Here is a 25,611-nt window from a genome sequence, read left to right as displayed (position 1 = left end):
GGGACCATGCCCGGAAAGCGCCCCTTAGGGTCGAAGCAGGCTATCGATGCAAGGGAACCGACTATTGTCGATTTCTTGACTCCCCGCTCGTCGTACGTATGGGCGGTCGTGTTGCGATGCGCTGCCGACCGCACCTATAGTCCGTATGGGAAAAAGGAGGTTACGAATGACTTACGTCGATGGATTTGTTGTCCCCGTGCCTACAGCCAACCGCGAAGTTTACAGACAGTTCGCCGAAAGAGCGGCGGCCGTCTTCAAGGAGCACGGCGCGTTGAAGGTGGTCGAATGCTGGGGAGATGACGTGCCGGAAGGCAAGGTGACGTCGTTTCCAATGGCGGTCAAGCGCAAGGATGATGAGACAGTGGTGTTCTCCTGGGTTGTCTGGCCGTCGCGCCAGTCGCGAGACAAAGGAATGAAAGCGGTAATGGCCGACCCGCGGGTGCAACCAGATAAAGATCCAATGCCTTTTGACGGCCAGCGGCTAATTTATGGCGGTTTCGAAACGATTGTCGACGCGTGATGGCAGAGGAACATGGCGTCGGTTCGCGTTGAGACGCGAACCGACTGTGTGTGAACAAAAGAATCGGAAAAAAGCGACGCGTGTCCTATTGCCGATAATTGTGCTGTCGGTCTGGAAACTTGAAAACGTTTCGGGGGCACTGAGCTTGACTACCTTCAATGAGTGGACCGGTGGTCACGCTGTAAGCTTTTTGGAATTATTTTTTTGAAGTGTTTTGCTATCAGGATGCTCTGGACATCGACGAGGGCAAAGTCGCCTGTGTGCTGAATGTGCGAGGTAAGGCTGGCGGCAAGTTGCTTTGTAGCCAATCAGGACAGTTTCGGGTGAGCACACAATTCGGCCAGCGCCGACATTGGAGCGGGCTGGATTTTAGGTCAGCAATGTGGCGGATTGCCGACGGGGGAGCTCTCGAGCGGCCGGACGCCTGCTGCCTGCATCGCCGAACTAACACTCTCAACCATCAACTGCCTTTGGAGCCGGCACCGCAGGCTTGTTATTGTTCACATTGAGTGGGACGATCTCGGCGCGGCCGCCTGGCAGGATATCGGCGAGATCGGGGCTTGTACCGAGCACACCGCAGAAGCGAGCGAATTTCTGCAAACCGGAGGCTGTAGCTCCGGATGCTAATGTGGCGGGTCCGTTACTTCGCGATTACATCCTTCGCCTGAACATCAATCGTCGGCTGGGCCGCGGCTGCATTAGTGGTCGACGGTGACCCACCACCCATGCCTTCCTTGAATGCTTTGAAGGCCCCGCCCAGGTCGGAACCGGCGGTACGTAATTTCTTGGTGCCGAAAACAAGCGCAATAATGGCCAGAACGATTAGCCAATGACCGATGCTGAGACTTCCCATATCAAACCTCTAGAACTAGAAAAACGTTGAACGATGACGCGCAGCTTTTCCGCACGTCCCGGAAATTAGTAGCGGGTTCCGGTGTAGCCCCCATTGTCAAACTCCGAAGCGATCCCGTCTCATTGAGCCATTTGCTCAATCGAAACCGTGATTGCCGCCACCAATGCGTGTCACCCGCAGACTCAAGAAAGCTCCGGTCGTCCCAGCCGTGATTTGCGTTCGCAGCGTTCGAAGCGTTCGCTGCCGACGCAATTGCGGACCTTCTCAAACGCAGAAGCCAGGTGTGAAAACGCTAGCGTTTACCCACATTCGGCATATCGAGACATGCTAGTGCTGTGACGATCGCGAATACCGACTCTGGCGTCCGCATCGGCTCAGGTGTCAGGATTCGCTGCGACGAAGCTCTGGAACGCACCGTAAGTCGGCTGGATCGGTACCAGAGTGTTCGAGACGATGCCGAACGTCTGGTCACCACTCGTCAAGTCGTAGTACATCACCGACTGAACCGCAGACGTCTTGCGCGCCGCATAGAATTCGCCGAGTTGCTGACTGACGTAGGTCGCGCGGAACGCTTCGGTATCTTCGGGGGCGGCGTTCCATTCGGAGATGATGAACGGCACTCCATAGCGCGCCTTGCAGTAGATTGGCAGGTTGAAGCCTGGACCGGCACCGTCCGAGCCTACGTCGAAGATATCGCCATAAGGCTGGTAGTTGTGCCACGTCGTGATGTCCCAGCGAACCTTCGGGTAACCGCTCGTTCCATTCGGCTGCAAGCCATCCCATAGCATGTCGGAGGCGGCGATATCCGCCACGCAGAAGTTGATACCGCACTTGGCGTTCGGCTGCACGGATTTGATGCCATCGATCATGCCGCGCATCGCGCCGCGCATGATCGGCCAGTTCGCGTTGTTGAAGTCGCCTCTGCCTGTTCCGGCCGTTGCCGAATTCAGGATGATCGCCCCGTCGCGGGTCAGTTCATTGCCACATTCGTACATCGTGACGCCATACGGCGCCAGCGCCGTGGCAATCGCCGCAGCCCCTGAGAATGAAGCCTGATAGGCCGCCGATTCACTCGTGTACAGGTTGTTGTTTGTGTCACGGAGCCCGTATTCGACGAGCGGGAAAAGCGTCAGTCCGGCGGACTTGAAAGCGCTTGCCAGGGCTACCAACGCGTTTATCTGGGTCGGCGTGTTGAAAACGCCGACGCGATACGTCGTGCATCCTAGCGCACGCAGCGCGCCGACGACCTGCGCGGGCGTAAACGTATAATCGTAGTGCCCGTTGATGCCGTAGAACGCGCCCGGCGTCGCCGCCGCGGCGATACGCGGGTCCGTACACGGTAACCAGTTGCCGTTCCATGTCAGGACAGAGAACTGCCCGCCCGTCCCCGACTGGTAGATCATGCCGCCATACCACAACAGCAGGCTCACGTTGGAGGAGGACGGATCCTTGACCTTGTTCTTGTAGATATAGCCGTTCGAAAGCGTCCAGATGTTGCTGGACTTGTCGATGATGTAGGCGGCGGACGGAATCGTCGTGCCGTCTGCCGAAGTGCCGCCAAGGCGCGGATCGATACACGACGTCCATCCCGACCCAAGCCACTGATAGAAATTGCCGCTCGTGTTTTCCTGGTACACGCTGCCGTTGTACCACAGCAGCATTGTGACGTTGTACGAGTAGGGGTCTTTGGTCCCGTTCCTGTAGATATACCCGTTGGAGGTCGTCCACACGATGCCGGAGGCGTCGATAATGGACGTCGCCGGCGGGGTTGTCGTGCCGTTGGCCGAAATATTACCCCCGACGCGCGGATCGACAGAGGGTGTCCAGCCCGTCCCAAGCCATTTGTAGAAATCCCCGCCCGTGTTCTGCTGGTAGACGCTGCCGTTGTACCACAGCAGCAACGCGACGTTGTACGAGTACGGGTCTTTGATCCCGTTCCTGTAGATATACCCGTTGGAGGTCATCCACACGATGCCGCTGGCGTCGACAATGGACGCCGCAGGCGGGGTTGTCGTGCCGTTGGCCGAAGTGCCCCCGAGGCAGGGATTGGAAGCCGGTGTCCATCCCGACCCAATCCACTGATAGAAATCTCCGCTCGTGTTCTGCTGGTAGACGCTGCCGTTGTACCACAGCAGCATCACGACATTGTACGAGTAGGGGTCTTTGGTCCCGTTCCTGTAAATATACCCGTTGGCGGTCATCCAAACACTGCCGCTCGCGTCGACAATGGCGGACGCCGGCGGGGTTGTCGTGCCGCTGGCAGAAGTCGTACCGTTGGCCGCAATCAGGCGCGGATCGACAGAGTTTGTCCACCCCGTCCCAAGCCACACATAGTAATCCCCGCTCGTGTTCTGCTGGAAGACGCTGCCGTTGTACCACAGTAGCATTGTGACGTTGTACGAGTAGGGGTCTTTGGTCCCGTTCCTGTAGATATACCCGTTGGAGGTCGTCCACACGATCCCGGAGGCGTCGACAATGGATGCTGCCGGTGGGGTTGTCGTGCCGTTAGGTGAGGTGGATACGCTGGCGTTTGCCTTGGCCGCACTGCTGTTGCTGCCAGGCGCAGTGGCGTCGCTGTTGCTCCCGCCACCGCACGCCACCAGTACATAGCTGCTTGCAGCTGCCGTCAGGCAGCCGAGAAATCGTCGTCGATTGATCACAGAAATAATCCGCAGCCGGAAGACCCGGCCAAATTCAGTTGGTAAGCACTCGAGTCACACGGGTCTGACGTGCGCCAGAAAGTGGTTGCACCTTTTAATTCGGTATGCTTATCAAACCGCTGCAATACGATCGGACGACGGCTCCCAGGCGTTCATCAAGGCGCCGCGTTTTCTATCGAACTGCTTGTCGGAGGGATTTCGATTACCGGAGCGATCGTCACTGGACCTGCCTTTGCGCAGCCAGCGAGCGAATTCGCAAAAAGGGAATAAGCGATAGTGATGCGGTAATAATTACCTTCTTGAGCCTCGTCAGGTAAGAGATACTACTGGATGTCGGCAGGAAGTGGGCCGGAGGTTAGAGCACGGCGGAAAATAGGCTTATTCTTGCGATAAAAAGGCGCCCGCAGGTTACTTTTTTCGCGGTTTGCGAATCGGAAGCGACGAACGTCCAGAGGGTGGTGGACGATGAGCACTTTTCCAAGGGCGCTCCTGCCTGCTCTGCGGCTGCGACGCTTCCAATTCCTTATCTTTCCAATGATCTGGGGGGAGCGTTCAGGGCCGGAAAGTGATCTTGCCCCTGTTTCACGAATCCCATAGCTGAAGTGTGTTAGCTGCAACTCGATCTGACAGGTAGTCTGGGCCGATAGAGAAGACGCGATCAATGGGGAATGAGTTTCTCCCTGGCGAGTTGCAGTGAATCGAGAAAGGTGCGCATCGGGGCCTTGCCGTAACACCATCGTCCCTGATATTCACGTTCATTGTTGTACTGGTCGAGCCACGCATCAAGATCAGTCTGCAACACGTCTATCGAGTCGTAGATTTCTTTCGGAAGGCCACACGATAGAACTCGTTGAGCATGGTTTTGTGCAGCCGTTCGACGATCCCGTTGGTCTGCGGCGACTTGGCCTAGGTACGAATGTGATCAATATCCTCCACGGCCAGATACAGCTCATATTCGTGATGCTCGGGATTGCCGCAGTATTCCGTGCCGCGATCGGTCAGCACACGCAGCAGCGGTACAGATATGCTGTTGTTGAATAAAAAGATTGCGAGGACAACCTCTTCGCGTGGCTCTAGAACCGCTTTTTACTTGTCCTCGTTATGTTCGTTTTCCAACACAACACAAACAACACAACAGGTTTTTTTCCAACGTGCGTACTAAAAACATATGGGCCATCTATCATCTTCCTTGCACTATCAAAAAATGACAGAACCCTATGAGAGAGCCTGCCGTGAGCAAGTTCGCAAATCTGTTGACGTTCGTTGTGTCCGCGACGAAGCGCCCGGAACTGCCGGAAGATCATACGGGAGTAGCTGGCCAGATTCCTGAAGCTTTCTCGAGCAGTAGCCGCGACGCTCACCAGCCGGACTGACGATTAGAACGGTCGATTCGGCAAGCCGTTAAATGCAACCGTCGGCACAGTGGGCTCTGGTCGGAAATTGGAAGGCCACGCGCCTCAAAAAACGATCACCGACCGCCGGCCAGGAGTCGGTCCGCGAAACCCTCATAAGGAAGTGAGGCCCGTCATGAACATGCTTACCATCACCGCTCGCCAGCTCTTGTTATATAGCCACACCCTCGTCTTCGCCTTCGCCATCGCGCGCGTGTTGCGGGAAGACGTGGCGCTGCTCACAGCTCGGCGCATTGATGCCGTCAGACTGGAAGCCACCGGACGTACCATTGCAGGGTTGCTCGGCCTGCTCTGGATAACGGGCGTCGCTATGATCCTGCTTGGCACCGGCTTACATATGGCTGTGCTGGTCTCCAAGCCGAAGCTGGCTGCAAAGCTGACAGTGGTATGCCTGCTGACGGCGAACGGCTTGCTGCTGCATCGAGTCGCGTTTCCGGTGCTGACCACACCGCAGCGTCGCCCACGTCGGGCGGCGACGATATGCGTCTTGTTGGGGGCCATCAGTTCGGTGTCGTGGCTCTATGCGTCTTTTGTAGGCGTGGCGCGCCTTATCGCCCCGGCGATGTCCTATACGGCCTTTCTAGCCTTGTACGGGGTGGGGCTGGTGGGCGGGATCGGGACGGCGTTGGCGGTGGCGCGGCCGCGTGTGGAGCGGCTATTGGCTCCGTTGTCCGGCGGGGACGTGGTTGTCGGTTCGGCGCCAGCCGGACGAATGAGCTTGCCGCCTTTTTAGCTCGACCCTGAAATAGCGCCGCACGCAACGCCATCCGGTCGTCCAAGTCGAGCGCGGGCTTGGCGATCTACGTTCAAGAAGCCACTCGCGTTAAAGGAGTTGCTGCGCGCGATAGATGAAATAAGCGTGGCCACAAAATTGGGATGGCGGATCAGGAATGACCGTGCTTGCTGTCGTCTCGGACCTAGCGGTTTCTATGCAGTCCACATATGGACATGCCGCAACGCCGCCAGAATGGGCCGCCCGGATGGGAACAAAAAGTGCTGGGCGATGACGACTGACATCAAGAGTCTGACAGGTCATCATGAAAGACGATTCAGGAACAGCGCCCGCCGCGGATCCGTCCGGACAACCGCAGCCGGCTTCAAAACCAAAACTGTCACCCGGCCTCGGGACACCACCCGATATCAACCCCGGCGTTTCCGGTGCGACACCGGCAAACGAAAACGTGCGAGGCGTGTCAGACTCAGCCTTCGCTGACGAACTGGCCAATGGAGCATAACTGCGATGAACAGCAAACGCGTGCCTCTAGCCGGCGATGTATCAAACAGCTCGGCGCAGGCGCTGAGCGAACTTGCCGCACACACTACGGAACTGCTCGAAAGCAATTCTCTCGATGCCCGTTTTGCGCGGAAACTTCTCAAACAACTTGCGAGAGAAGCGGAGGCCGCTGGCATCGATATCCTCGAAGACGCAACGCTCGGGACAAGCCTTAAGCGCCTCAAGAAATCGGTGAACGCCACTCAAGCTGGCGAACTGGTGGCGGCAGCCGCGGAACTGAGAACAGAATCCGGCTCCACTGAGAATGAAAAGCCTGCGGGAAAGAAGAAACAGCGCAACAAATGATTTTCGCTAACTTTGCGCTCCAAGGCCTTCAGACGTTCTCACTCGTCGTTGTGACGCCATCGCGCTCACCGCGGTCGATCCGGCCGTGCTTGACCTACTCGTGCAGTGTCTGCGGCGTGCAGCAGATCATCGGCGCAATCGGTTCGACCGCCGCCCCATTGACGGATGTTCGCTGCGCTGATCGCACACCCGGGGCACGTCTTGCTCCGGGACTTCCAGGGAAAACTTCGGTACCTTCCTGTTCACGGCTCCATTCTCTCGAGAGCTGGAGTCTGCACGGAATCCGCGGCCGTTGCACTTGTTGTCGGACGCCGCGGAGTGGCCCCGATCGACAGCGACGGGCTCCGCAGCAGCTGGTCGAACTCGATTCGCCCTCGTCAAATATCACGACGATAGGGTTTGTATCGGCAAACCCTCGGCGCATCATATTGGCAATTAGTTCAGCGAAACTTTCTGCCGCGACCACGAGAACGGACCATAGGCATCGAGCCCGTTCGGTGCGTTCTTCGTCGGATCAAACGTGAACTTCGTCCATTCCATCGGCGTGGTCTGTCCGTGAACGATAATGCGGTGGAAGTTCGGCACGTTGTAATTCGTTCCCGCGGGGTTCAACACGTAGGGATCAAACGAGCACGGGGTAGCCTCAGTGAACGGAGTCGATGCGTCATTCGTGCGGACTTTGAAGCGAGGTGGGCGGGCGGCGGTTCGCACGCCCGTCGCCCACGCTTCTTCTTCACTTACTTCACGTACTTGCGGAACTCCGGCTTACGCTTTTCGCGGAACGCATTGCCGCCTTCCTTCGATTCGTCCGTGTCGTAGTACATCGCGAGCGCCTGCATTGCGAATGCGCCGATACCGCGGATATTCTCGGTGTCGATATTGAACGAACGCTTCGCCAGCGCAATAGCGGTGGGACTCATCTGCAGAATCTCGTCACACATCTTCTTCGTTTCGGCGTCGAGCTGTTCGGGCGGCACGACGGCATTGATGAGACCCCAGTCGAGCGCCTGTTTCGCGCTGTATTTGCGGCACAGATACCAGATTTCCCGCGCGCGCTTCTCGCCGACAATGCGCGCGAGGTAGGCGGTACCGAAACCGGGATCGACCGACCCGACCTTCGGTCCGACCTGGCCGAACACCGCGGTCTCGGAAGCGATGGCGAGATCGCAGATCGTCACGAGCACGTTGCCGCCGCCGATTGCGTAGCCGTTCACCCGGGCAATCACGGGCTTCGGAATATCTCGGATGATGCTTTGCAGTTCCTCGATCGGCAGACCGACGGTGCCGCGCCCGTTGTAGCCGTCGCCGGACTGGTCGCCGCCTGTGCAGAATGCCTTGTCGCCGGCCCCCGTGAGCACGACGACGCCGATATCCTTGTTCCATCCCGCGAGGCCGAAAGCCTTGATGAGCTCTTCGACGGTGTTGGCGCTGAATGCGTTGTAGACCTTCGGGCGATTGATGGTGATCGTCGCGATCCCATCCGCCTCCTGATAGCTGATGTCCTTGAATTCCATGTCGTATTCCACTGTTGTTGGTTGATTGCGATAGCGGTGCCTTTTAGCCGGCCATCGTCAAACCGCCAGACACGCTGATGACCTGGCCGCTGATGAAGGCGGCGTCGTCACTCGCAAGGAAGGCAACCACGCCCGGAATGTCGCTCGGGTCGCCCATACGGCCGAACGGTACGGCCTTCACGAGGGCCGCCTTGATGCGCTCGCCTTTCTCGCCTTGCGCGAGGTTGTCGAGAAGAGGGGTCGCGGTGGGACCCGGGCAAACCACGTTGACGGGAATCATCTGGCGAGCCATTTCGCGCGCCATCGTCTTCGTGAATGCGATCAGGCCGCCCTTGCAGAACGAGTACACCGCTTCCATCGAGGAGCCCACGCGCCCCGCATCCGACGAGATATTGACGACACGGCCGCGGCCGCGCTCGGACATCCGTCGCAGCACGGCATGGTGCATGTTCAGCGGTCCGTACAGGTTGATCGCAACCACCTTGTCCCAGAACGGCTTCTCGGTTTGCAGGAAAAATGCGCCCATGTCCCAGCCGGCGTTGTTCACGAGAACCTCGATCGGTCCCAGTTCTTCCTCGACTCTCGCCACCGCGGCATGCACGCCTTCGTGATCGGTGATGTCGACGCGGTACGCGCGCGCCTTGCCGCCCGCTGCTTCGATTTGCGCCGCGACACGCGCCGCGCCTTCTTCGTTCAGATCGAACAGCGCGACGGTCGAGCCTTCCTCGCCGAACCGCTTGCTGATGGCTGTTCCGATCCCGCCTGCGGCGCCGGTGACGATGACGACCTTCTCCTTGAGCCCCTTCATTGATTCCCTCCGTGATATGCGAGGCGCTTTCGCGCCAGTTAATCCTTGCTCAGCGCTTCGGAAACTTCATCGGCCTTTCCCGTGGCCCGGGCGACTAGCGCGCTGGCTTCGTCTTCGCTGTAACCCGCTTCGATCAGAACCTGGATGCTGTGCTCGCCGAGATTCGGCGGCAGATAGCGAACGTTGCCGGGCGACTCGGAGAAGTGCACCGGTATCGAGGTCATGACCATGTCGCCTTCGGTTGGGTGCTCGAAACGCTGGAAGAAGCCGGTCTCCTTGATGTACGCGTCGTGCATCAGGTCTTTCAGGTCACGTACCGGGCCGTGCGGCACGTCGGCGGAGGCGAAGATCGCGTTCCATTCCGCGGTCGTCTTGTTGCGGATCGCGTCGCCGACGATGCGGTACAGCTCGTTGATGTTGCGCATGCGCTCGGTCATGTGACAGAAGCGCGGGTCGTCGAGCAGATGCGCGGCATCGATTGCGCACAGCACGCGGCGCCATTGCTCGTTGTTCACGGCGAGCAGGCAGATATGCCCGTCTTTTGTCGCGTAGGGTCGGCGGTGCGGCGAGAACATGCGCGGATAGCCGAGACCGGTTCCGTCATTGGAGCCCAGCGCACCTTCCCAGAGATGCTCGAACAGATTGAATTGCAGCATCGTTTCGAACATCGGCACATGCACGAGTTGGCCGACACCGGTCCGCTCGCGGTGATAGAGCGCCATGCCGATCGACGACGCCAGCACGTAGCCGCAGAACTTGTCGACGATCACGGTGGGGAAGTAGCGCGGCGAGCCGTCCGTGTCGCGGTTCATCGCGGCGATGCCGCTCTCGCCCTGGATCACGTCATCGAAAGCGGGGCGGTCCTTGTAGGGACCGTCGATTCGATAGCCCGCACCCGACGCATAGACGATGCGCGGATTGCGCGCCCGCACCGTCTCATAGTCGATGCCGAGGCGCTCGGCCGCGCTCGGACGCATGCTATGCACGATCACGTCGGCGGTCTCGACGAGCTTGAGCAGCGCTTCGCGGCATTCGGCGAGCTTGAGATTCAGGATCACACTCCGCTTGTTGCGGTTCATGATCGTATAGAACACGGCCATGTCGGGATTGCGGCCGGGACCGTTCTTGCGGTTCTGGTCGCCTTCGGGCGGTTCGATCTTGATCACGTCCGCGCCCATGTCGCCGAGCAACTGCGTGGCGACCGGACCGAGCACGTTGATGGTCAGATCGATCACGCGGACACCGGCTAGCGGGCCGGTCGCCTGTTCGAGAGGTTGTTGTGGATTTTCCATGCTCAGGCCTTGTACTCCTTGCCCTTAACGAGCCTGAGCGGCGTGTACACCATCACTTCCGTGCCGTCCTGCTTGACCACGCGGTTGCGGGTGCGCACGAGCCCGAGGCCGGGACGCCCTTTGCTAGGCCGGCATTCGATCACTTCGCATTCGACATGGATCGTGTCGCCCACGTAGGTCGGGCCTTTGATGTCGAGCTCCATGTTCAGGAACGCAAAGCCGACGCCCTGCATGGTGGCCTGCGTGAGTAGCCCTTCCATGAGCGTAAACACCAGCGCTCCCGGCGCGACACGGCCCTTGATGGCGGATTGCTCGCGCAAGAACTCGGTGTTGGTGAACAGGACTTCCAGCATGCCGGTCACCGAGACAAAATTCACGACATCCGTTTCCGTGACCGTCCGGCCTACGGTCTTGAACTTGCGTCCAACGGGCAGATCCTCCCAGTGAATCCCCAGACCAACCGTTTCGATTTCTACCATTGCCTGTCCTCTGTTGTTGTCGCTCGATTGTTAGATCAGCTGTCGTCGTCAGTTCTTCTTGATGCGGCCGAGCACGTTGTCCGCGACGATGTTGCGCTGAATCTGGTTGGTGCCCTCGATGATCTGCACCACCTTCGCGTCGCGGAAATATCGATTGATCGGGTACTCGTTGGAGATGCCCGCGGCGCCGAAAAGCTGTACGGCGTCGGTCGCGACCTTCATCGCGACATCCGATGCGAACATCTTCGCCATCGCCGCCATTGGGGCGAGTTCACGGCCTCTGACGCCCGCGTCGACGAGCGACGCCGTGCGATAGACGAGCTGGCGCGCAGCCTCGGTCTGGGTGACCATGTCAGCGATCATCCAGCGCACGCCCTGAAAGTTGCTGATGCTCTGACCGAATGCAACCCGGTCCTGAATGAATTTGATGGTGTGATCAATCGCGCCCTGCGCGATGCCAACCGCGCGCGCGGCCACGATGGGGCGGCTCGTGTTGAGCGTCTCCATTGCCACCTTGAACCCCTGGCCGCCTTCGGGCCCGAGACGATCTTCCGTGCGGATGAAAGCGTCGTCGAAATAGAGAGGGCACGACGGGACGCCGCGCGCGCCCATCTTGTCTTCTTCGTTGCCGATCGTCAGACCCGGCGTGTTGCGATCAACGATGAATAGATTGATGCCGAGCGGCTGTCCTTCTTCATCGAGCGTCTTGGCGGCGACCAGAATGAAGTCGGCGATATGCGAATTCGTGCACCAGATCTTCGAGCCGTTGAGCACATATCCGCCGTTCTTGCGGCGTGCCGTGGTGCGAATGCCCGAGACGTCGGAGCCGCTTTGCGCTTCGGTAATCGACAGAGCACCGCGCAAGTCGCCGGAGGCGAGTCCAGGCAGAAGGCGAGCCTTCTGTTCTTCGGTGCCGCCTTCGAGAATCGCTCCGAACGGCGTCCATTGCACGACCAGCAGATAACCGGTGTTGTAGCAAACCCGCCCGAATTCCTCGACGGCGATACATGCCGACATCAGGCTTCCAGCGCCGCCATACGCTTCGGGAAACGGCAGCGTGAAGAGGCCCAGTTCCTTGAGCAGAGCGTACATATCGTGCGGATACTCGGCCGTACGGTCGATCTCGTCGGCGCGTGTCGCCACGCGCTCCCTTGCGACGCGGCGGATGAGGTCGCGGATCTGAACCTGGTCGTCTGTTAGTTCGTATGTCACTTCGAGCTCTCTTGCTAGCGGTTTTTCTAGGGCGGCCCCCGGATTCGTCACCGGAGAGGGGACACGTCGCCCCCGCCGACCTCTTCCGAATCACGCCGGTCTCTTCACGTAATTGAACAATGTTCGATAAATTAAACGAATCGCTTGTAGGTCGTCAAGCGCTGAAACCTGTGGCCGCGGGTTTCTCCGAGGTGCGCCAGCAATTTGGTCGGGATGTAGTGGCAGCCTTGCGCGACGGGGCGTGGCAGGGGTTTCCCGGCGTTGACAGCATCCTTCCAATGCGTTTAAGATTTGGAACAGTGTTCGGTTATGTGTTCCATTTTGACCCGACAGAGTGGCTCGTTTCGGCGCGAGCCCGTGGCAAAACGATTTGGAGGAGCGGGGAATGGACTCTCTTTGTCCTGAAGTCGATTATCAGAAGTTTCTGGCCGAGGGCCGCTTGATGATCCAGCGTAGCCGCAGCAGCGGTCGCTATGTGTTCTACCCGCGCGTAGCTGAGCCGGTTACCGGGATGCGCGACCTCGAGTGGGTCGAAGCCTGCGGGAAGGGCACGGTTTATTCCACCACCGTGGTGCGCCAGAAATCGCCCACGCCAAGCTACAACGTCGCCGTGATCGATCTGGAAGAAGGTGTGCGCATGCTCAGTTGCGTAGAGGGCATCGAGCCGGAGGCCGTGCGCATTGGTATGCCCGTGCAGGCGAAGATCGTGTACCGGGGAGATGCGGCACTGCTTGTGTTCGAACCAGCCTGACGCCCGCTAACCGCAACCGGCCGTCAAGAGCCGGTCGCACCGATGAAAGGTAGATCGATGGAATTCAACTTGCGCGGGCGTACCGCACTGGTGGCAGGCGCCACCTATGGCATTGGGGAAGCACCTGGCTTGTCGTCGCTGGATCTTGCTGCGCGCGCCTCCGTTGACGCGCTGGCTCAGGTAGGGCTGACGCCTGGAGATGTCGACGGGCTTTTCGTGTGTACGCCGGACGACATGCTCTCGGGCCTCACGTTTGCCGAATACCTCGGTATTAACCCGAGGTTCACCGACAACAATCGAAGCGGCGGCTCGGCGTTCGAAATATACGCGCACACCGCGGCCATGGCGTTGTGTACGGGACAGATTGACGTTGCGTTGATCGCATATGGAAGCAATCAGCGCAGCGCGGCGGGCAAGCTGGTGCAATCGTCGCGCCCCTCGCCGTGGGAGAGCCCGTACAAGCCGATGAATCCGGTTTCGTCGTATGCGCTTGCGGCGGCACGGCATATGCATCAGTACGGCACGAAGCGCGAGCATCTCGCCGAAGTGGCCGTAGCCGCGCGCAAGTGGGCGCAGCTCAATTCCGAAGCGTACATGCGTACGCCGTTGTCGATCGAAGATGTGATGGGCGCACGCCTCGTGTCCGACCCGCTTTCCGTGCGTGATTGCTGCCTCGTGACCGATGGCGCGGCGGCGGTCGTCATGGTGCGCGCCGATCGGGCGCGCGATCTGACGGACAAACCGGTGTATCTGCTCGGCGCGGCTTCGGCCACCTCGCACCGCGAAATCGCGAACATGCCGGACCTCACGGTGACCGCCGCAGCGGAATCAGGCCGGCGTGCGTATGAGATGGCGGGCGTGAAAGCAGGCGATATCGACGTCGCGATGCTCTACGACGCTTTCACGATCAACACCATTCTGTTTCTCGAAGACCTCGGCTTTTGCGCTAAAGGCGAAGGCGGCCACTTCGTCGCGGACGGCGGCATCGCGCCGGGCGGCCGGCTCGCGGTGAACACCAACGGCGGCGGTCTGTCCTGCGTTCACCCCGGCATGTATGGGCTCTTTCTGATGGAAGAATCGATGCGGCAATTGACGGGCCGCGCCGGCGAGCGCCAGATCCCCGGCGCGAAGCTGGCGATCGCGCACGGCAACGGCGGCGTGCTGTCGAGCCAGGCCACAGTGATTCTCGGAACACAGGAAACGCTGTAAGACACGCCGCCCGCCAGGGGCGCTGTCAACAGCTTTGCATGGGATCAGAGTAAGTGCTTGCATGGGATCGGAGTAGGCGCTAAGGCGCCAACTCCGATCGACAGCTAAAGCGCCGACTCTGATCGACAGGAGACGGACAGATGAGCGAAGAGACCAGCAACGATGCAGCCGAGATCGTACAGGTCCGGCAAGACGGTGCGATCGCGATCGTCACATTGAACTATCCGCAACGGCGCAACGCGTTTTCGCTGAAGATGCGTGAGACCTTGTACGCACAGCTTTATCGCCTGATGCATCACGAGGAAACCTGCCGTGCGATCGTATTGACGGGCGCAGGCAATACGTTTTGCGCAGGCGGAGACATCTCGGAGATGCAGGTGCGCAAGGTACTCGAATACCGCCAGCGCAATGAACTGCCGCTCGATATTTTCAGGCTGATGGTCGAAGGACCGAAAGCGGTTGTCGCCGCCGTCGAGGGGTTTGCGTTCGGCGCCGGCCTCTCGCTCGCCGCCGCTTGCGACTACGTCGTCACGTCGTCGGCCGCGCGATATGCGAGCGCGTTCGTCAAGGTGGGGCTGCTGCCCGATACGGGGCTCTATTGGTCGCTGTCGCAGCGCGTGGGCGGCGGTCTTGCACGCGAACTGATGCTGAGTGCGCGCGAGTTCAATGGCGTCGAAGCAGGCGAGAGCGGTTTTGCGAATCAGGTCGTAGAGCCCGGCGAGGCGCTGAACGCCGCATTGAAGGTGGCGCAACAGTACGCGGAACTGCCGTCGGTGGCCACCGCGCACCTGAAGGCCGCGCTCGCGACGGGCATCCGCACGCTTGACGATGCGATCGAAGCCGAAGTCAACCTGCAGCCCATCCTGCGCCGCAGCCGCGAACACCAGGAGGCGGTAAGCGCCTTCATGGAAAAGCGCAAGCCGGTATTCGTGGCCGACTGAGGGAAGGCGATATGAGCGAAAAACAAACGGCAGAAAACGAAGTGACGTCGCAGATCGAGGTGACCCGCGAGGGACCCGTCGCGGTCGTGACGCTGAACAATCCCAGGCGCCGCAACGCGATGGGACGCCAGATGCGCCAGTTGCTGCGCGACACCATGCATCGGCTGATGGTCGACGATGCGGATTCGCGCGCAATCGTCCTCACGGGCGCGGGCGAGCACTTTTGCGCGGGCGCGGACATCTCCGAGATGACGAAGCGCACGATCCTGCAAAGCCGCGAGATTCTGGCGGAGTCGTGCGTCGTGGTGCGGGAAATGCAGGCTGGACCGAAGCCGGTCGTGGCGGCGGTGGAAGGCGTGGCGTTCGGCGCCGGGCTGTCGCTCGCGGTGGCGACCGACTACGTCGTCGCGGCTTCGACCGCGCGGTTTTGCGCGGCGTTTCTGCGTGTAGGTCTGATTCCCGATACCGGCATTCTGTGGACGCTGCCGAAACGCATTGGCATGGCTCGCGCGCGCGAGATGCTTTCGCTCGCCACCGAGATCGACGGAGACAAGGCCAAAAAGATTCACCTTGCGAACGAAGTCGTCGAGCCGGGTACTGCGCGCGCGAAGGCAATCGAAGTGGCGCGCGGCCTCGCCGAGCTGCCGCCGCTCGGCGTGGCGCTGCTGAAGGACGCGCTGACCAACGCCGCGACGACCATGGAAGGCGCGCTGAGAGCCGAGATCGACTTTCAGCCCATCCTGCGGCAGTCGAAAGACCATCAGGCTGCTTGCAAGGCGTTTATGGAAAAGACCACACCGGTCTTCACGGGCGAGTGAGCGCGGGGAGCAATGCGATGAGTATCGAGCAGGAAGAAAAGGCTGCGGACGAGATCGTGCAGCTACGCCGCGAAGGCGACGTGACCATCGTCACGATGAACTATCCCGAGCGCCGCAACGCGTTCTCCATGAAGATGCGTCTCGCGCTGACCGAGGTGTTCCAGCGGCTGATGCACGACGACCCGGATACCCGCGCGATCGTGCTGACGGGCGCGGGCGGACATTTTTGCGCGGGCGGCGACCTGTCCGAAATGCACGCGGCCACGCCACCGCTGCTGGCGCTTCGTGAGCGCATCGCCGTGGGCGTGCGTCTTTTCAAGCTGATCTATACGGGCACGAAACCCGTCGTTGCGGCGGTAGAGGGCGCGTGCTACGGGGCGGGGGTGTCGCTAGCTGCCGCATGCGATGTCGTGGTAAGCGCCGATACAGCGAAATATTCGTGTGCCTTTAGCAAGGTTGGACTGTTGCCCGATACCGGCATTCTGTGGACGCTGCCGCAAAAGATCGGCGGCGGCAAGGCGCGTGAGCTGATGCTCAGGGGCAATGTGATCGACGCCGCCGAGGCGCGCCGCCTCGGCCTCGTCAGCGAGGTGGCCGCAAGCGGCGGCGTGCTCGATGCGGCGATCGAGACCGCGGCGCGCTTCGTGAGCTATCCGCCAGTGACGCTCGCGCTCCTGAAGGCGAGCCTCGTCAACGCGGGCAATTCGATCGAAGACGCATGCCGCCTCGAAACCGACCTCAATCCGCTGACCCGTCAAACGAGCGACCACACGGAGGCGGTAAAGGCCTTCATGGAAAAACGCAAGCCGGTTTTCACGGGCGCCTGACGCTGCCATTCTCCGTTGCTGTCTCTACTGGAAGTTCAACGCATATGTTTACGCCCGACCTGCTGAAGAACAAACGAATTCTCATCACCGGAGGCGGCACTGGCCTTGGCAAGAGTATCGGCCGACGCTACCTCGAACTGGGCGCCGAACTCGTCATCTGTGGTCGCCGCAAGGAAGTGCTGGACGCGACGGCCGACGAGTTTCGCGGCGTGGTGCCGGGCGCCCGTGTCACGACTGTGCAGGCGGACGTGCGCAGCGCGGAGTCCGTCGAGTCGATGATGGACACGATCTGGCGGGACGGTCCGCTCGACGTGTTGCTGAACAACGCGGCGGCCAACTTCATCGCGCGCACCGAAAGCCTGTCGGCGCGGGCAGTGGATGCGGTGCTCGACATCGTGCTGCACGGCAGCTTCTATTGCACGATCGCGGCGGGCAAGCGCTGGATCGACGCGGGTCACCCGGGCAACGTGATCAGCACGGTATCGACGCCCACGATGACGGGCTCGGCCTTTACCGTGCCGTCCGCCGCGGCGAAGGCGGGTGTTCTGGCGATGACCCGGAGCCTCGCGGTCGAGTGGGGCCCGAAGGGCATTCGTCTGAACGCGGTGGCGCCCGGACTCTTCCCGACGCCGGGCGCGTGGGAGCAGTTGTACCCGCCGGGCTCGCAGGTCGAGCCGCAGGAGCGCTCGGTGCCACTGCGGCGCTTCGGCGATCACACGGAACTTGCCGATCTGTACGCTTATCTGGCGTCGGATGGCTCCGGCTACATCACCGGCGACATGATCGTGATCGACGGCGGCCGCTGGATGCAGGGCGTGGGCGGTCCGACCTTCCGCGCCATGCAGGACTGGACCGACGAGCAATGGGACGCGATGCGCGCCCACGCTCGCAAGGGGTGAACGATGGGGCCGCTTGCAGGAGTTCGAATCGTCGAGCTGGCGGGCATCGGGCCGGGGCCCATGGCGGCGATGCTGCTCGCCGATCTGGGTGCCACGGTGTTGCGCATCGAGCGTCGCCAGCCGGTCAAGCTCGGTATCGAGCGTCCGCTGCGCTACAACCTGTTGCTGCGTAACCGAAAGACGATTGCGCTCGACCTGAAGGACCCGGAGGCCGTCGAACTCGTGCTCAGTCTGGTGGAGCGTGCCGACGCACTGATAGAAGGTTTCCGGCCGGGCGTGACCGAACGACTCGGGCTGGGCCCGCAGGTCTGCCTCGAACGTAATCCGAAGCTCGCTTACGGACGCATCACCGGGTGGGGCCAGGAAGGTCCGCTCGCGCGGTACGCCGGGCACGACCTGAACTACATCGCGATCACCGGCGTACTCAACGCAATTGGCCGCTGCGACCAGCCACCGTCGATACCGCTGAATCTGATCGGCGACTATGCGGGCGGGTCGCTGTACCTGGCAATGGGACTGCTCTCGGCGATGCTGCATGCGCGCAACGGCGGCGCCGGGCAGGTCGTGGATGCCGCAATCGTCGATGGCACGGCGAACCTCGCCACCACGTTCTTCGGCATGCAGGCCGCCGGCATCTGGCGTGACGGCCGCGGGACGAATGTCACCGACTCGGGATCGCACTTCTACGACGTGTATGAATGCGCGGATGGTAAGTGGATCACGGTCGGCCCTATCGAGGACAAGTTCTATGTCGAACTGCTTCGCCTGCTCGACATCGATCCGCAAACGCTGGGAACGCAGCTCGACGCCAGCAACTGGCCCGCGGCACGCGCGCTGTTCGCGCTCAAGTTCAAGAGCCGCACGCGCGAGCAGTGGTCGACTCTCCTCGAGCATACGGACGCCTGTTTTGCTCCCGTGCTTTCGTGGACCGAGGCGCCCGAGCATGCGCATCTGAAGGCGCGCGGCACGTTCATCGAAGTCGACGGCATCGTGCAGCCCGCGCCGGCGCCACGCTTTTCCGCCACCGTGCCCGCGAAGCCGACGCCGCCCGAGGCCCCCGACGCGTCCACGGTCGAGGCCGCGCTGGCCGCATGGCTCGATCCGGCCCGCATCGGCGAGCTGAAAGAAGCGGGAACGCTGGCCTGATCCGCACCGTCAGGCGACCCATCAAGACGAAACGAGACACTCATGGATCTGCGATATACCGACAAAGAGCTGGCGTTCCGCAATGAGGTGAGAGCCTTCTTCAAGGAAGCGCTGCCCGCCGACATTCGACGCAAGGCGACCTTGGGGCAGCGTTATTCGGCGGCCGACCTGCGCCGCTGGCAGCGCATTCTGTACGAGCGCGGCTGGGCAACTCCCGCGTGGGACAAGGCGTGGGGCGGCACGGGCTGGAGCGCGGTGCAGCAGTACATCTTCAAGGAAGAGCTGCACATGGCGCCGGCGCCCGAGACGCTGTCGTTCAACGTGAACATGATCGGTCCGGTTTTGATCGCGTTCGGCAGCGAAGAGCAGAAGCGCCATTTCCTTCCTCGCATCGCGAGCCTCGAATACTGGTTCTGCCAGGGGTTTTCCGAGCCCGGCGCCGGTTCGGACCTGGCCGCGCTGCGAACCCAGGCGGTCCGCGACGGCGACCACTACGTGATCAACGGGCAGAAGCTGTGGACTTCGACCGCGCATCACGCCGACTGGATGTTCTGTCTCGTGCGCACGGATTCGAGCGGCAAGAAGCAGCAGGGCATCTCGTATGTGCTGATCGACATGAAGACACCGGGCCTGACCGTGCGCCCGATCATCACGATCGACGGCCACCATGAAACCAACGAGGTGTTCTTCGACAACGTGCGCGTGCCGGTTGCGAACCGGATCGGCGAGGAAAACAAGGGCTGGGATTACGCGAAATATCTGCTTGGCAACGAGCGCAGCGGCATCGCGCGCGTGGGCGTTTCGAAGATGCGCGTGCGTCATGCGAAGGATCTTGCGAAGCGCGTGCCCTGCGGCGACGGCGTGCTGTGGGACGACCCGCGTTTTCGCGAACGTGTCGCGGCCGTCGAGGTGGAGCTGAAGGCCCTGGAAATGACGCAGATGCGCGTGATCGCCGAAAGCAGCGCGCAGGACAGCCACGTGCCCGACCCGAAGACTTCGATCCTGAAGATCAAGGGTTCGGAGCTGCAGCAACTCGCGGCTGAATTGCTCCTCGAGGTCGCAGGGCCGGACGCCTTGCCGCTCGATCTCGACTTCCTGCGCGGGCTTGGCGATCCGGTTCGTGAACCCGAATGGGGGCTCACGATCGCGCCGAATCACTACTTCGCGCGCCACGTCTCGATCGTGGGCGGCTCCAACGAGATTCAGAAGAACATTCTCGCCAAGTCCGTACTCGGACTTTGAGCGACCGGCGAACTGCGGAGAAGCATCAGATATGGACTTTGATTTCACCGATGAGCAACGCATGCTCAAGGACAGCGTCGAGCGGCTCGTCAAGGACGAGTACGGCTTCGAGCAGCGCGCGAAGTATCTCGCTGAGCCTGACGGTTTCAGCCGGGAGCTCTGGGCGCGTTACGCCGACATGGGTCTGCTGGGCCTTTCGTTCGACGAGGAATACGGCGGCAGTCACTGCGGCCCGGTCGAAACGATGATCGTGATGGAGGCGTTGGGCCGTGGGCTCGCAGTCGAACCGTATCTTGCGACGGTCGTGCTGGGCGGCGGCTTCGTGCGCCTCGGCGGCAACGCGGCGCAACGTGCGGCGATTCTGCCGCAGATTGCGCAGGGTAAGCTGCAGATGGCGTTCGCCCACAGCGAGGCGCAGTCGCGCTACGACCTCGCGGACGTTGCGACCACCGCAAGGCACGAAGGCGACGGCTGGGTGCTCGACGGCGCCAAGCGCGTGGTGCTGCACGGCGGCAGCGCCGATCTTCTGGTGGTGTCGGCGCGCGTGTCGGGCGGCAGACGCGAGCGCGACGGCATCGGTCTGTTCGTGGTGAGGGGCGACGCGGCGGGCGTGACGCGCCACTCGTATCCGACGCAAGACCGGTTGCGCGCGGCAGACATCGAATTGTCCGGCGTGCGCGTTGCGGATAGCGACGTGCTGGGCGTGGCGGGCGCCGCGTTGCCGCTGATCGAAACGGTCGTTGCGCACGCCATCGCGGCGGTGAGCGCGGAAGCCGTGGGCGCAATGGCCGCCGCGCACGAAGAAACGGTCGAGTATCTGAAGGTCCGCAAGCAGTTTGGCGTGCCTATCGGATCGTTTCAAGCGCTCCAGCATCGTGCGGTCGACATGCTCGTCATGGTGGAGCAGGCTCGCAGCATGGCGCTGTTCGCGACCATGATGAGCGAGGAGCCGGATGCGGCCGAACGCGATCGCAGTATGTCCGCGGCGAAAGTGCAGATCGGACGCTCGGGCCGTTTCGTCGGTCAGCAAGGCGTGCAACTTCACGGCGGCATCGGGATGACCGAAGAGTGCAAGATCGGCCACTACCTGAGACGCCTGAGCGTGATCGATATCCAGTTCGGTTCGACCGAACATCATCTGACCCAGCTCGCCAATGCTGGCGGGCTGATCGATGCAGCAGCGTGAGCCGCGCGTCCAGCCAAGCAAACGGAATCCATTCATGAGCCGAATTTCCAAACCCGATCAATATCAGGAACTGCGCGACGCGTTGCGTGACCTCTCGAAGGAGTACCCGGACGAGTACTGGCGCCGTATCGATGATGAGCGCGTCTATCCGGAGGCCTTCGTCGACGCACTGACGAAGGCCGGCTGGATGGCTGCGCTGATTCCGCAGGAGTATGGCGGTTCCGGCCTCGGGTTGACCGAGGCGTCCGTGATCATGGAGGAGATCAACCGCAACGGCGGCAACTCCGGGTTCTGCCACGGCCAGATGTACAACATGAATACGCTGCTGCGTAATGGCTCGGAAGCGCAAAAGCGCAAATACCTGCCGAAGATCGCGAGCGGAGAGTTGCGTCTGCAATCGATGGCCGTGACCGAGCCGACCACCGGAACGGACACGACCAAGCTGAAGACCAATGCTGTAAAAAAAGACGGCCGCTACGTGGTGAACGGCCAGAAGGTGTGGATATCACGCGTGCAGCACTCGGACATGATGATCCTGCTCGCGCGCACCACGCCGCTGTCGGACGTGAAGAAGAAGTCGGATGGGCTGTCGTGCTTCCTCGTGGACCTGCATCAGGCGATCGGCAATGGCCTGACCGTGCGACCGATTCCGAACATGGTCAACCACGAGACGAACGAACTGTTCTTCGATAATCTGGAAATCCCTGAAGAGAACCTGATCGGCGAGGAAGGCAAAGGTTTCAAGTACATCCTCGACGGACTCAACGCCGAGCGCGCACTGATCGCCGCCGAGTGTATCGGCGACGGCTACTGGTTCGTCGATCGCGCATCGAAGTACGCGAGCGAGCGCATCGTGTTCGACCGGCCGATCGGCATGAATCAGGGCATCCAGTTTCCGATTGCCGAGTCATACATCGACGTGCGCGCGGCCGACCTCATGCGCTACAAGGCTTGCGAGCTGTTCGACAATCATCAGCCGTGCGGCGCGGAAGCGAACATGGCGAAGCATCTCGCGGCCACGGCTTCGTGGAAGGCCGCCAATGCCTGTCTGCAGACCCATGGCGGTTTCGGGTTTGCCTGCGAATACGACGTCGAACGCAAGTTCCGCGAAACGCGTCTCTATCAGGTGGCGCCGATATCGACGAACCTGATTCTGTCCTACGTCGCCGAGCACGTGCTCGACCTGCCGCGTTCATTCTGAGCTTTGGAGGGATCTCATGCGCTTCGAGACCATTCTGTACGACGTCAAGGACCGTATCGCAACCATTACGCTGAACCGTCCTGAACACATGAACACCTGGAACGACCAGGTGGCGACCGAGGTGTACGAGGCGATGCAGGCGGCGGGCGCGGATCATGGCGTGCGCGTCATCGTTTTCACCGGTGCGGGCAAGGCATTTTGCGCGGGCGGCGATATCCACAGCTTCGGCGGCGACCCGGCCGCGCTGATGACGAAGCTGCCGCGCCCGTTCGACATGCGCAAGCGCGCCGACTGGCAGACGCGCTGCTCGTACTATCCGGCCATCCCGAAACCGGTGATCGCGATGCTCAACGGTGCGACGGTCGGCATTGGCCTGATCCACGCGCTCTTTTGCGACATCCGCTTTGCGTCGGAAGACGCCACCATCACGACGGCATTCGCGCGCCGGGGCCTGACCGCGGAATACGGCATGGCCTGGATACTCGCGCGCCACGTCGGCCAGGCGCACGCGCTCGACCTGCTGATGTCGGGACGCAAGATCAAGGGACGTGAAGCCGAACGGATGGGACTCGTGAATCGGGCAATCCCGGCCGACAAGCTCGTCGAGGAGACCTATGCCTACGCGCGCGAAATGGCCGAGTACTGCTCGCCGCGCTCGATGCGCATCATGAAGGAGCAGGTCTGGGAGGTGCCATTCCAGACGCCCCACGAGGCGGTGATGTACGCCGGACTGGACATGCCGATCGCCAACCAGTGCGATGACTACAAGGAAGGCATGGCGAGCTTCCTCGAAAAGCGCAAGCCCAACTTCACGGACCACTGAGCACACATAGGACTATCACCTCATGCTGAACTACGAAGTCGTCAAGAACTGGCCGATCGAGGATGTTACGCAGACGTACAGCGAGCGCGACGTGATGCTGTATTCGCTGGGTCTCGGGCTGGGCGCAGACCCGCTGGACACCGAACAGCTGCGCTACGTGTACGAAAAGGATCTGCAAGCGATGCCGACCTGCGCGGCCGCGTTCGCATGGCCGAAATCGTGGATGCGCGACCCGCGCACCGGCATCGACTATCTGAAGCTTGTGCATGGTGAGCAGGACGTGCGTTTCGTGCGCCCGATGCCGGTGGCGGCGACCATCGTCAGCAAGACGCGGGTGAGCCGCATCTCGGACAAAGGCGCGGGCAAAGGCGCGATCGTCGAACTCAAGCGCGACATCATCGACGCCTCGACGGGCGAACAGCTTGCCGAAGTCCGGCAGGTGTCCTTTCTGCGTGGCGACGGCGGGTTCAGCGCCGAGTCGGGCGCGAGCGACGCGCCGCCCGAAGCGCTGCCGGCGGTGCCCGAGCGAGCGCCGGATGCGGAATACGTGTTCCCGACCGGTGCCCATGCTGCGTTGATCTACCGCCTTTCGGGCGATGCGAACCCGCTGCACGCGGACCCGGAGGTAGCGTCGAAGGCCGGCTTCAGCCGTCCCATTCTTCACGGCCTCGCGACCTACGGTATGGCGGGTTACGCGGCGATTCGCAGGTTCGCGGGCAACGACGCATCGCGCTTGAAGCGACTGGCGTTGCGCCTGACTTCGCCGGTGTACCCCGGCGAAGAAGTGCGCTTCCAGTTCTGGCGGGACAGTGACACGCGCCTGCATTTGCGCGCGCGCGTCGACGCGCGCGACGTGGTGGTGCTGAACAACGGCATCGTGGAAATTGCCTGACACCGCGCCCGGCAACGCCGACGTGCTTTGCCGGGCAGCGACTGGAGCCTGAAATGAAACGACCCCCATGCTCACTGTTGTTCGCGGCCCCCCGGGGGGGCTTCAGCCTCCCTTGGGGCGGCCCGGCGGGAGGCTGAAATGGACCTGAAAGAGAGCCCCGCCGACAAGGAATTTCGCGCCACGGTGCGCGAATTCGTAGCGACGCATTTGCCCGACGACATTCGTGAACGGGTGCTGAACTTCCGCCATGTGCCGCGCGAAGACTATGTGCGCTGGCAACGCATTCTGGCCGGGAACGGATGGGGCGCACCTGCATGGCCGGCCCAATTCGGCGGCGCCGCCTGGAATGCCGCGCAGCGCAACATTTTCGACGAGGAATGCTTTACCGCCGGCGCGCCGCGCCAGATGCCGTTTGGCCTTTCGATGGTCGGACCTGTGATCCAGAAGTTCGGCACCGACGCGCAGCGCGAACGGTTTCTGCCGCGCATCGTCTCGATGGAGGACTGGTGGTGTCAGGGTTACTCCGAGCCGGGGGCGGGTTCCGATCTGGCGTCGCTTAAGACGCGTGCGGACCGCGTCGAGCGCGACGGTCAGTCGTTCTACGTGGTCAACGGCCAAAAGATCTGGACTTCGTTTGCCCAGTGGGCGAACTGGATTTTCTGCCTGGTTCGCACGGATGGCAGCGGCCGTCCGCAGGAAGGCATCTCGTTCCTGCTGATCGATATGTCGACGCCCGGCATCACGGTCAGACCGATCCGCACGCTCGACGGCGGCCACGACGTCAACGAGGTGTTTTTCGATAACGTGGAAGTGCCGGTGAGCAATCTCGTCGGTGAAGAGCATCGCGGCTGGTCGATCGCGAAGTATCTGCTCGGCCATGAGCGGACCAACATCGCGGGGCTTGGCAACTGCAAGCGTTTCATGCGACGTCTGAAGGAGATCGCCAGCACCGAGCGTAAGCACGGCAAGCCGCTCATCGAGGACGTCCGCTTTCGCGATCGCATTGCCAGGGTGGAAATCGATCTGATCGCGCACGAATGGTCGCTGCTGCGCGTCGTCTCGGCCGAAACCGCGGGACGTCCGATCGGACCGGAAGCTTCGGTGCTGAAAGTCCGCGGTTCGGAGATTCAGCAGGAGCTTACGGAGCTGATCATGGAGTGCGCAGGCCCCTATGCGGTGCCTTTTGTAAGCGAGGCGCTGGAGGCGGACTGGCAGGGCGAAACCGCGAACGGCGAGCTGCTCAACGCGCTGGCCGCGCACTACCTGGACTGGCGCAAGATTTCGATCTACGGCGGTTCGACGGAAGTGCAGAAAAACATTATCGCCAAGCAGGCGCTCGGCATCTGA

General features: G+C 61.4%; 24 protein-coding genes and 1 pseudogene. 16 read left to right on the top strand and 9 right to left on the bottom strand.

Going from position 1 to position 25,611, the window contains the following annotated elements:
* Nucleotides 1-166: 166 nt before the first annotated feature.
* Nucleotides 167-520 carry a DUF1428 domain-containing protein gene (locus tag AB3X95_RS11145; protein ID WP_368621339.1) on the top strand — a complete coding sequence of 118 codons (354 nt, stop codon included), beginning with the start codon at nt 167-169 and terminating at the stop codon, nt 518-520.
* 640 nt (nt 521-1,160) lie between these two features.
* Here AB3X95_RS11145 and tatA read toward each other — a convergent pair.
* The 3 genes and pseudogenes from tatA to AB3X95_RS11130 form a co-directional block, all read right to left on the bottom strand.
* Complete coding sequence (gene tatA / locus AB3X95_RS11140; protein ID WP_176122729.1) at nt 1,161-1,373, bottom strand: Sec-independent protein translocase subunit TatA; 213 nt, start codon at nt 1,371-1,373, stop codon at nt 1,161-1,163.
* A 374-nt stretch (nt 1,374-1,747) separates the two neighbouring features.
* Entirely contained in the window at nt 1,748-4,033 is a 2,286-nt protein-coding gene (locus tag AB3X95_RS11135; protein WP_368621338.1) for a hypothetical protein, read from the bottom strand.
* Between the two features lie 658 nt (nt 4,034-4,691).
* Nucleotides 4,692-5,053 (bottom strand): annotated as a pseudogene (locus AB3X95_RS11130) (integrase core domain-containing protein); the annotation flags it as partial.
* 507 nt (nt 5,054-5,560) lie between these two features.
* Between AB3X95_RS11130 and AB3X95_RS11125 the strand changes: the two are divergent.
* Together AB3X95_RS11125 and AB3X95_RS11120 are read left to right on the top strand one after the other, a co-directional pair.
* The gene (locus tag AB3X95_RS11125; RefSeq protein ID WP_176122728.1) at nt 5,561-6,178 is read left to right on the top strand and encodes a hypothetical protein; all 618 of its coding nucleotides are present in this window, start codon (nt 5,561-5,563) and stop codon (nt 6,176-6,178) included.
* A 507-nt stretch (nt 6,179-6,685) separates the two neighbouring features.
* Nucleotides 6,686-7,024, top strand: a complete 339-nt coding sequence (locus AB3X95_RS11120) for a hypothetical protein (RefSeq protein ID WP_176122727.1) — start codon at nt 6,686-6,688, stop codon at nt 7,022-7,024.
* A gap of 435 nt (nt 7,025-7,459) precedes the next feature.
* Here the strand turns inward: AB3X95_RS11120 and AB3X95_RS11115 are convergent, their stop codons facing one another.
* The 6 genes from AB3X95_RS11115 to AB3X95_RS11090 all read right to left on the bottom strand — a co-directional run bounded on the left by AB3X95_RS11115 (nt 7,460) and on the right by AB3X95_RS11090 (nt 12,329).
* Nucleotides 7,460-7,639 (bottom strand): hypothetical protein, encoded by a 180-nt coding sequence (locus tag AB3X95_RS11115; RefSeq protein WP_368621337.1) that lies wholly within the window; start codon nt 7,637-7,639, stop codon nt 7,460-7,462.
* A 122-nt stretch (nt 7,640-7,761) separates the two neighbouring features.
* A complete protein-coding gene (locus AB3X95_RS11110; RefSeq protein WP_176122725.1) occupies nt 7,762-8,538 on the bottom strand; it encodes an enoyl-CoA hydratase-related protein in 777 nt (258 codons plus the stop codon).
* Between the two features lie 43 nt (nt 8,539-8,581).
* Entirely contained in the window at nt 8,582-9,346 is a 765-nt protein-coding gene (locus tag AB3X95_RS11105; protein WP_184227934.1) for a glucose 1-dehydrogenase, read from the bottom strand.
* A 38-nt stretch (nt 9,347-9,384) separates the two neighbouring features.
* Nucleotides 9,385-10,638 carry a CaiB/BaiF CoA transferase family protein gene (locus AB3X95_RS11100; RefSeq protein ID WP_368621336.1) on the bottom strand — a complete coding sequence of 418 codons (1,254 nt, stop codon included), beginning with the start codon at nt 10,636-10,638 and terminating at the stop codon, nt 9,385-9,387.
* A gap of 2 nt (nt 10,639-10,640) precedes the next feature.
* Entirely contained in the window at nt 10,641-11,117 is a 477-nt protein-coding gene (locus AB3X95_RS11095) for a MaoC/PaaZ C-terminal domain-containing protein (protein ID WP_176111382.1), read from the bottom strand.
* Nucleotides 11,118-11,165: 48 nt separating this feature from the next.
* On the bottom strand, nt 11,166-12,329 hold the full coding sequence (locus tag AB3X95_RS11090; protein ID WP_368621335.1) for an acyl-CoA dehydrogenase family protein: 1,164 nt from the start codon (nt 12,327-12,329) through the stop codon (nt 11,166-11,168).
* A gap of 385 nt (nt 12,330-12,714) precedes the next feature.
* Here AB3X95_RS11090 and AB3X95_RS11085 point away from each other — a divergent pair, with 385 nt between their 5' ends.
* The 13 genes from AB3X95_RS11085 (at nt 12,715) to AB3X95_RS11025 (ending at nt 25,611) form a co-directional block, all read left to right on the top strand.
* Nucleotides 12,715-13,080, top strand: coding sequence for a Zn-ribbon domain-containing OB-fold protein (locus tag AB3X95_RS11085; protein ID WP_008917696.1), 366 nt, complete (start codon nt 12,715-12,717; stop codon nt 13,078-13,080).
* A 57-nt stretch (nt 13,081-13,137) separates the two neighbouring features.
* Nucleotides 13,138-14,289 carry a thiolase gene (locus tag AB3X95_RS11080; RefSeq protein WP_176122721.1) on the top strand — a complete coding sequence of 384 codons (1,152 nt, stop codon included), beginning with the start codon at nt 13,138-13,140 and terminating at the stop codon, nt 14,287-14,289.
* Nucleotides 14,290-14,429: 140 nt separating this feature from the next.
* Nucleotides 14,430-15,230, top strand: a complete 801-nt coding sequence (locus AB3X95_RS11075) for an enoyl-CoA hydratase/isomerase family protein (protein ID WP_368621334.1) — start codon at nt 14,430-14,432, stop codon at nt 15,228-15,230.
* 11 nt (nt 15,231-15,241) lie between these two features.
* Nucleotides 15,242-16,048, top strand: a complete 807-nt coding sequence (locus tag AB3X95_RS11070; protein WP_176122719.1) for an enoyl-CoA hydratase/isomerase family protein — start codon at nt 15,242-15,244, stop codon at nt 16,046-16,048.
* Between the two features lie 17 nt (nt 16,049-16,065).
* Nucleotides 16,066-16,875 (top strand): enoyl-CoA hydratase/isomerase family protein, encoded by an 810-nt coding sequence (locus AB3X95_RS11065; protein ID WP_368621333.1) that lies wholly within the window; start codon nt 16,066-16,068, stop codon nt 16,873-16,875.
* A 44-nt stretch (nt 16,876-16,919) separates the two neighbouring features.
* Nucleotides 16,920-17,774, top strand: a complete 855-nt coding sequence (locus tag AB3X95_RS11060) for an SDR family oxidoreductase (RefSeq protein ID WP_176111376.1) — start codon at nt 16,920-16,922, stop codon at nt 17,772-17,774.
* Between the two features lie 3 nt (nt 17,775-17,777).
* A complete protein-coding gene (locus AB3X95_RS11055; RefSeq protein ID WP_368621332.1) occupies nt 17,778-18,920 on the top strand; it encodes a CaiB/BaiF CoA transferase family protein in 1,143 nt (380 codons plus the stop codon).
* A gap of 42 nt (nt 18,921-18,962) precedes the next feature.
* Nucleotides 18,963-20,162 (top strand): acyl-CoA dehydrogenase family protein, encoded by a 1,200-nt coding sequence (locus AB3X95_RS11050; RefSeq protein ID WP_176365487.1) that lies wholly within the window; start codon nt 18,963-18,965, stop codon nt 20,160-20,162.
* 31 nt (nt 20,163-20,193) lie between these two features.
* Nucleotides 20,194-21,348 (top strand): acyl-CoA dehydrogenase family protein, encoded by a 1,155-nt coding sequence (locus AB3X95_RS11045; RefSeq protein WP_176365488.1) that lies wholly within the window; start codon nt 20,194-20,196, stop codon nt 21,346-21,348.
* A 34-nt stretch (nt 21,349-21,382) separates the two neighbouring features.
* Entirely contained in the window at nt 21,383-22,549 is a 1,167-nt protein-coding gene (locus AB3X95_RS11040) for an acyl-CoA dehydrogenase family protein (protein WP_368621331.1), read from the top strand.
* A 16-nt stretch (nt 22,550-22,565) separates the two neighbouring features.
* Complete coding sequence (locus AB3X95_RS11035) at nt 22,566-23,372, top strand: enoyl-CoA hydratase (protein ID WP_176111371.1); 807 nt, start codon at nt 22,566-22,568, stop codon at nt 23,370-23,372.
* Between the two features lie 22 nt (nt 23,373-23,394).
* On the top strand, nt 23,395-24,264 hold the full coding sequence (locus tag AB3X95_RS11030) for a MaoC/PaaZ C-terminal domain-containing protein (protein WP_368621330.1): 870 nt from the start codon (nt 23,395-23,397) through the stop codon (nt 24,262-24,264).
* A gap of 138 nt (nt 24,265-24,402) precedes the next feature.
* The gene (locus tag AB3X95_RS11025) at nt 24,403-25,611 is read left to right on the top strand and encodes an acyl-CoA dehydrogenase family protein (protein ID WP_176365490.1); all 1,209 of its coding nucleotides are present in this window, start codon (nt 24,403-24,405) and stop codon (nt 25,609-25,611) included.

Origin of the sequence: Paraburkholderia sp. BR13444 (assembly GCF_040948755.1) — a bacterium.
Classification (GTDB): Bacteria; Pseudomonadota; Gammaproteobacteria; order Burkholderiales; family Burkholderiaceae; genus Paraburkholderia; species Paraburkholderia youngii.
This window is presented reverse-complemented; position numbering and strand designations above follow the sequence as displayed.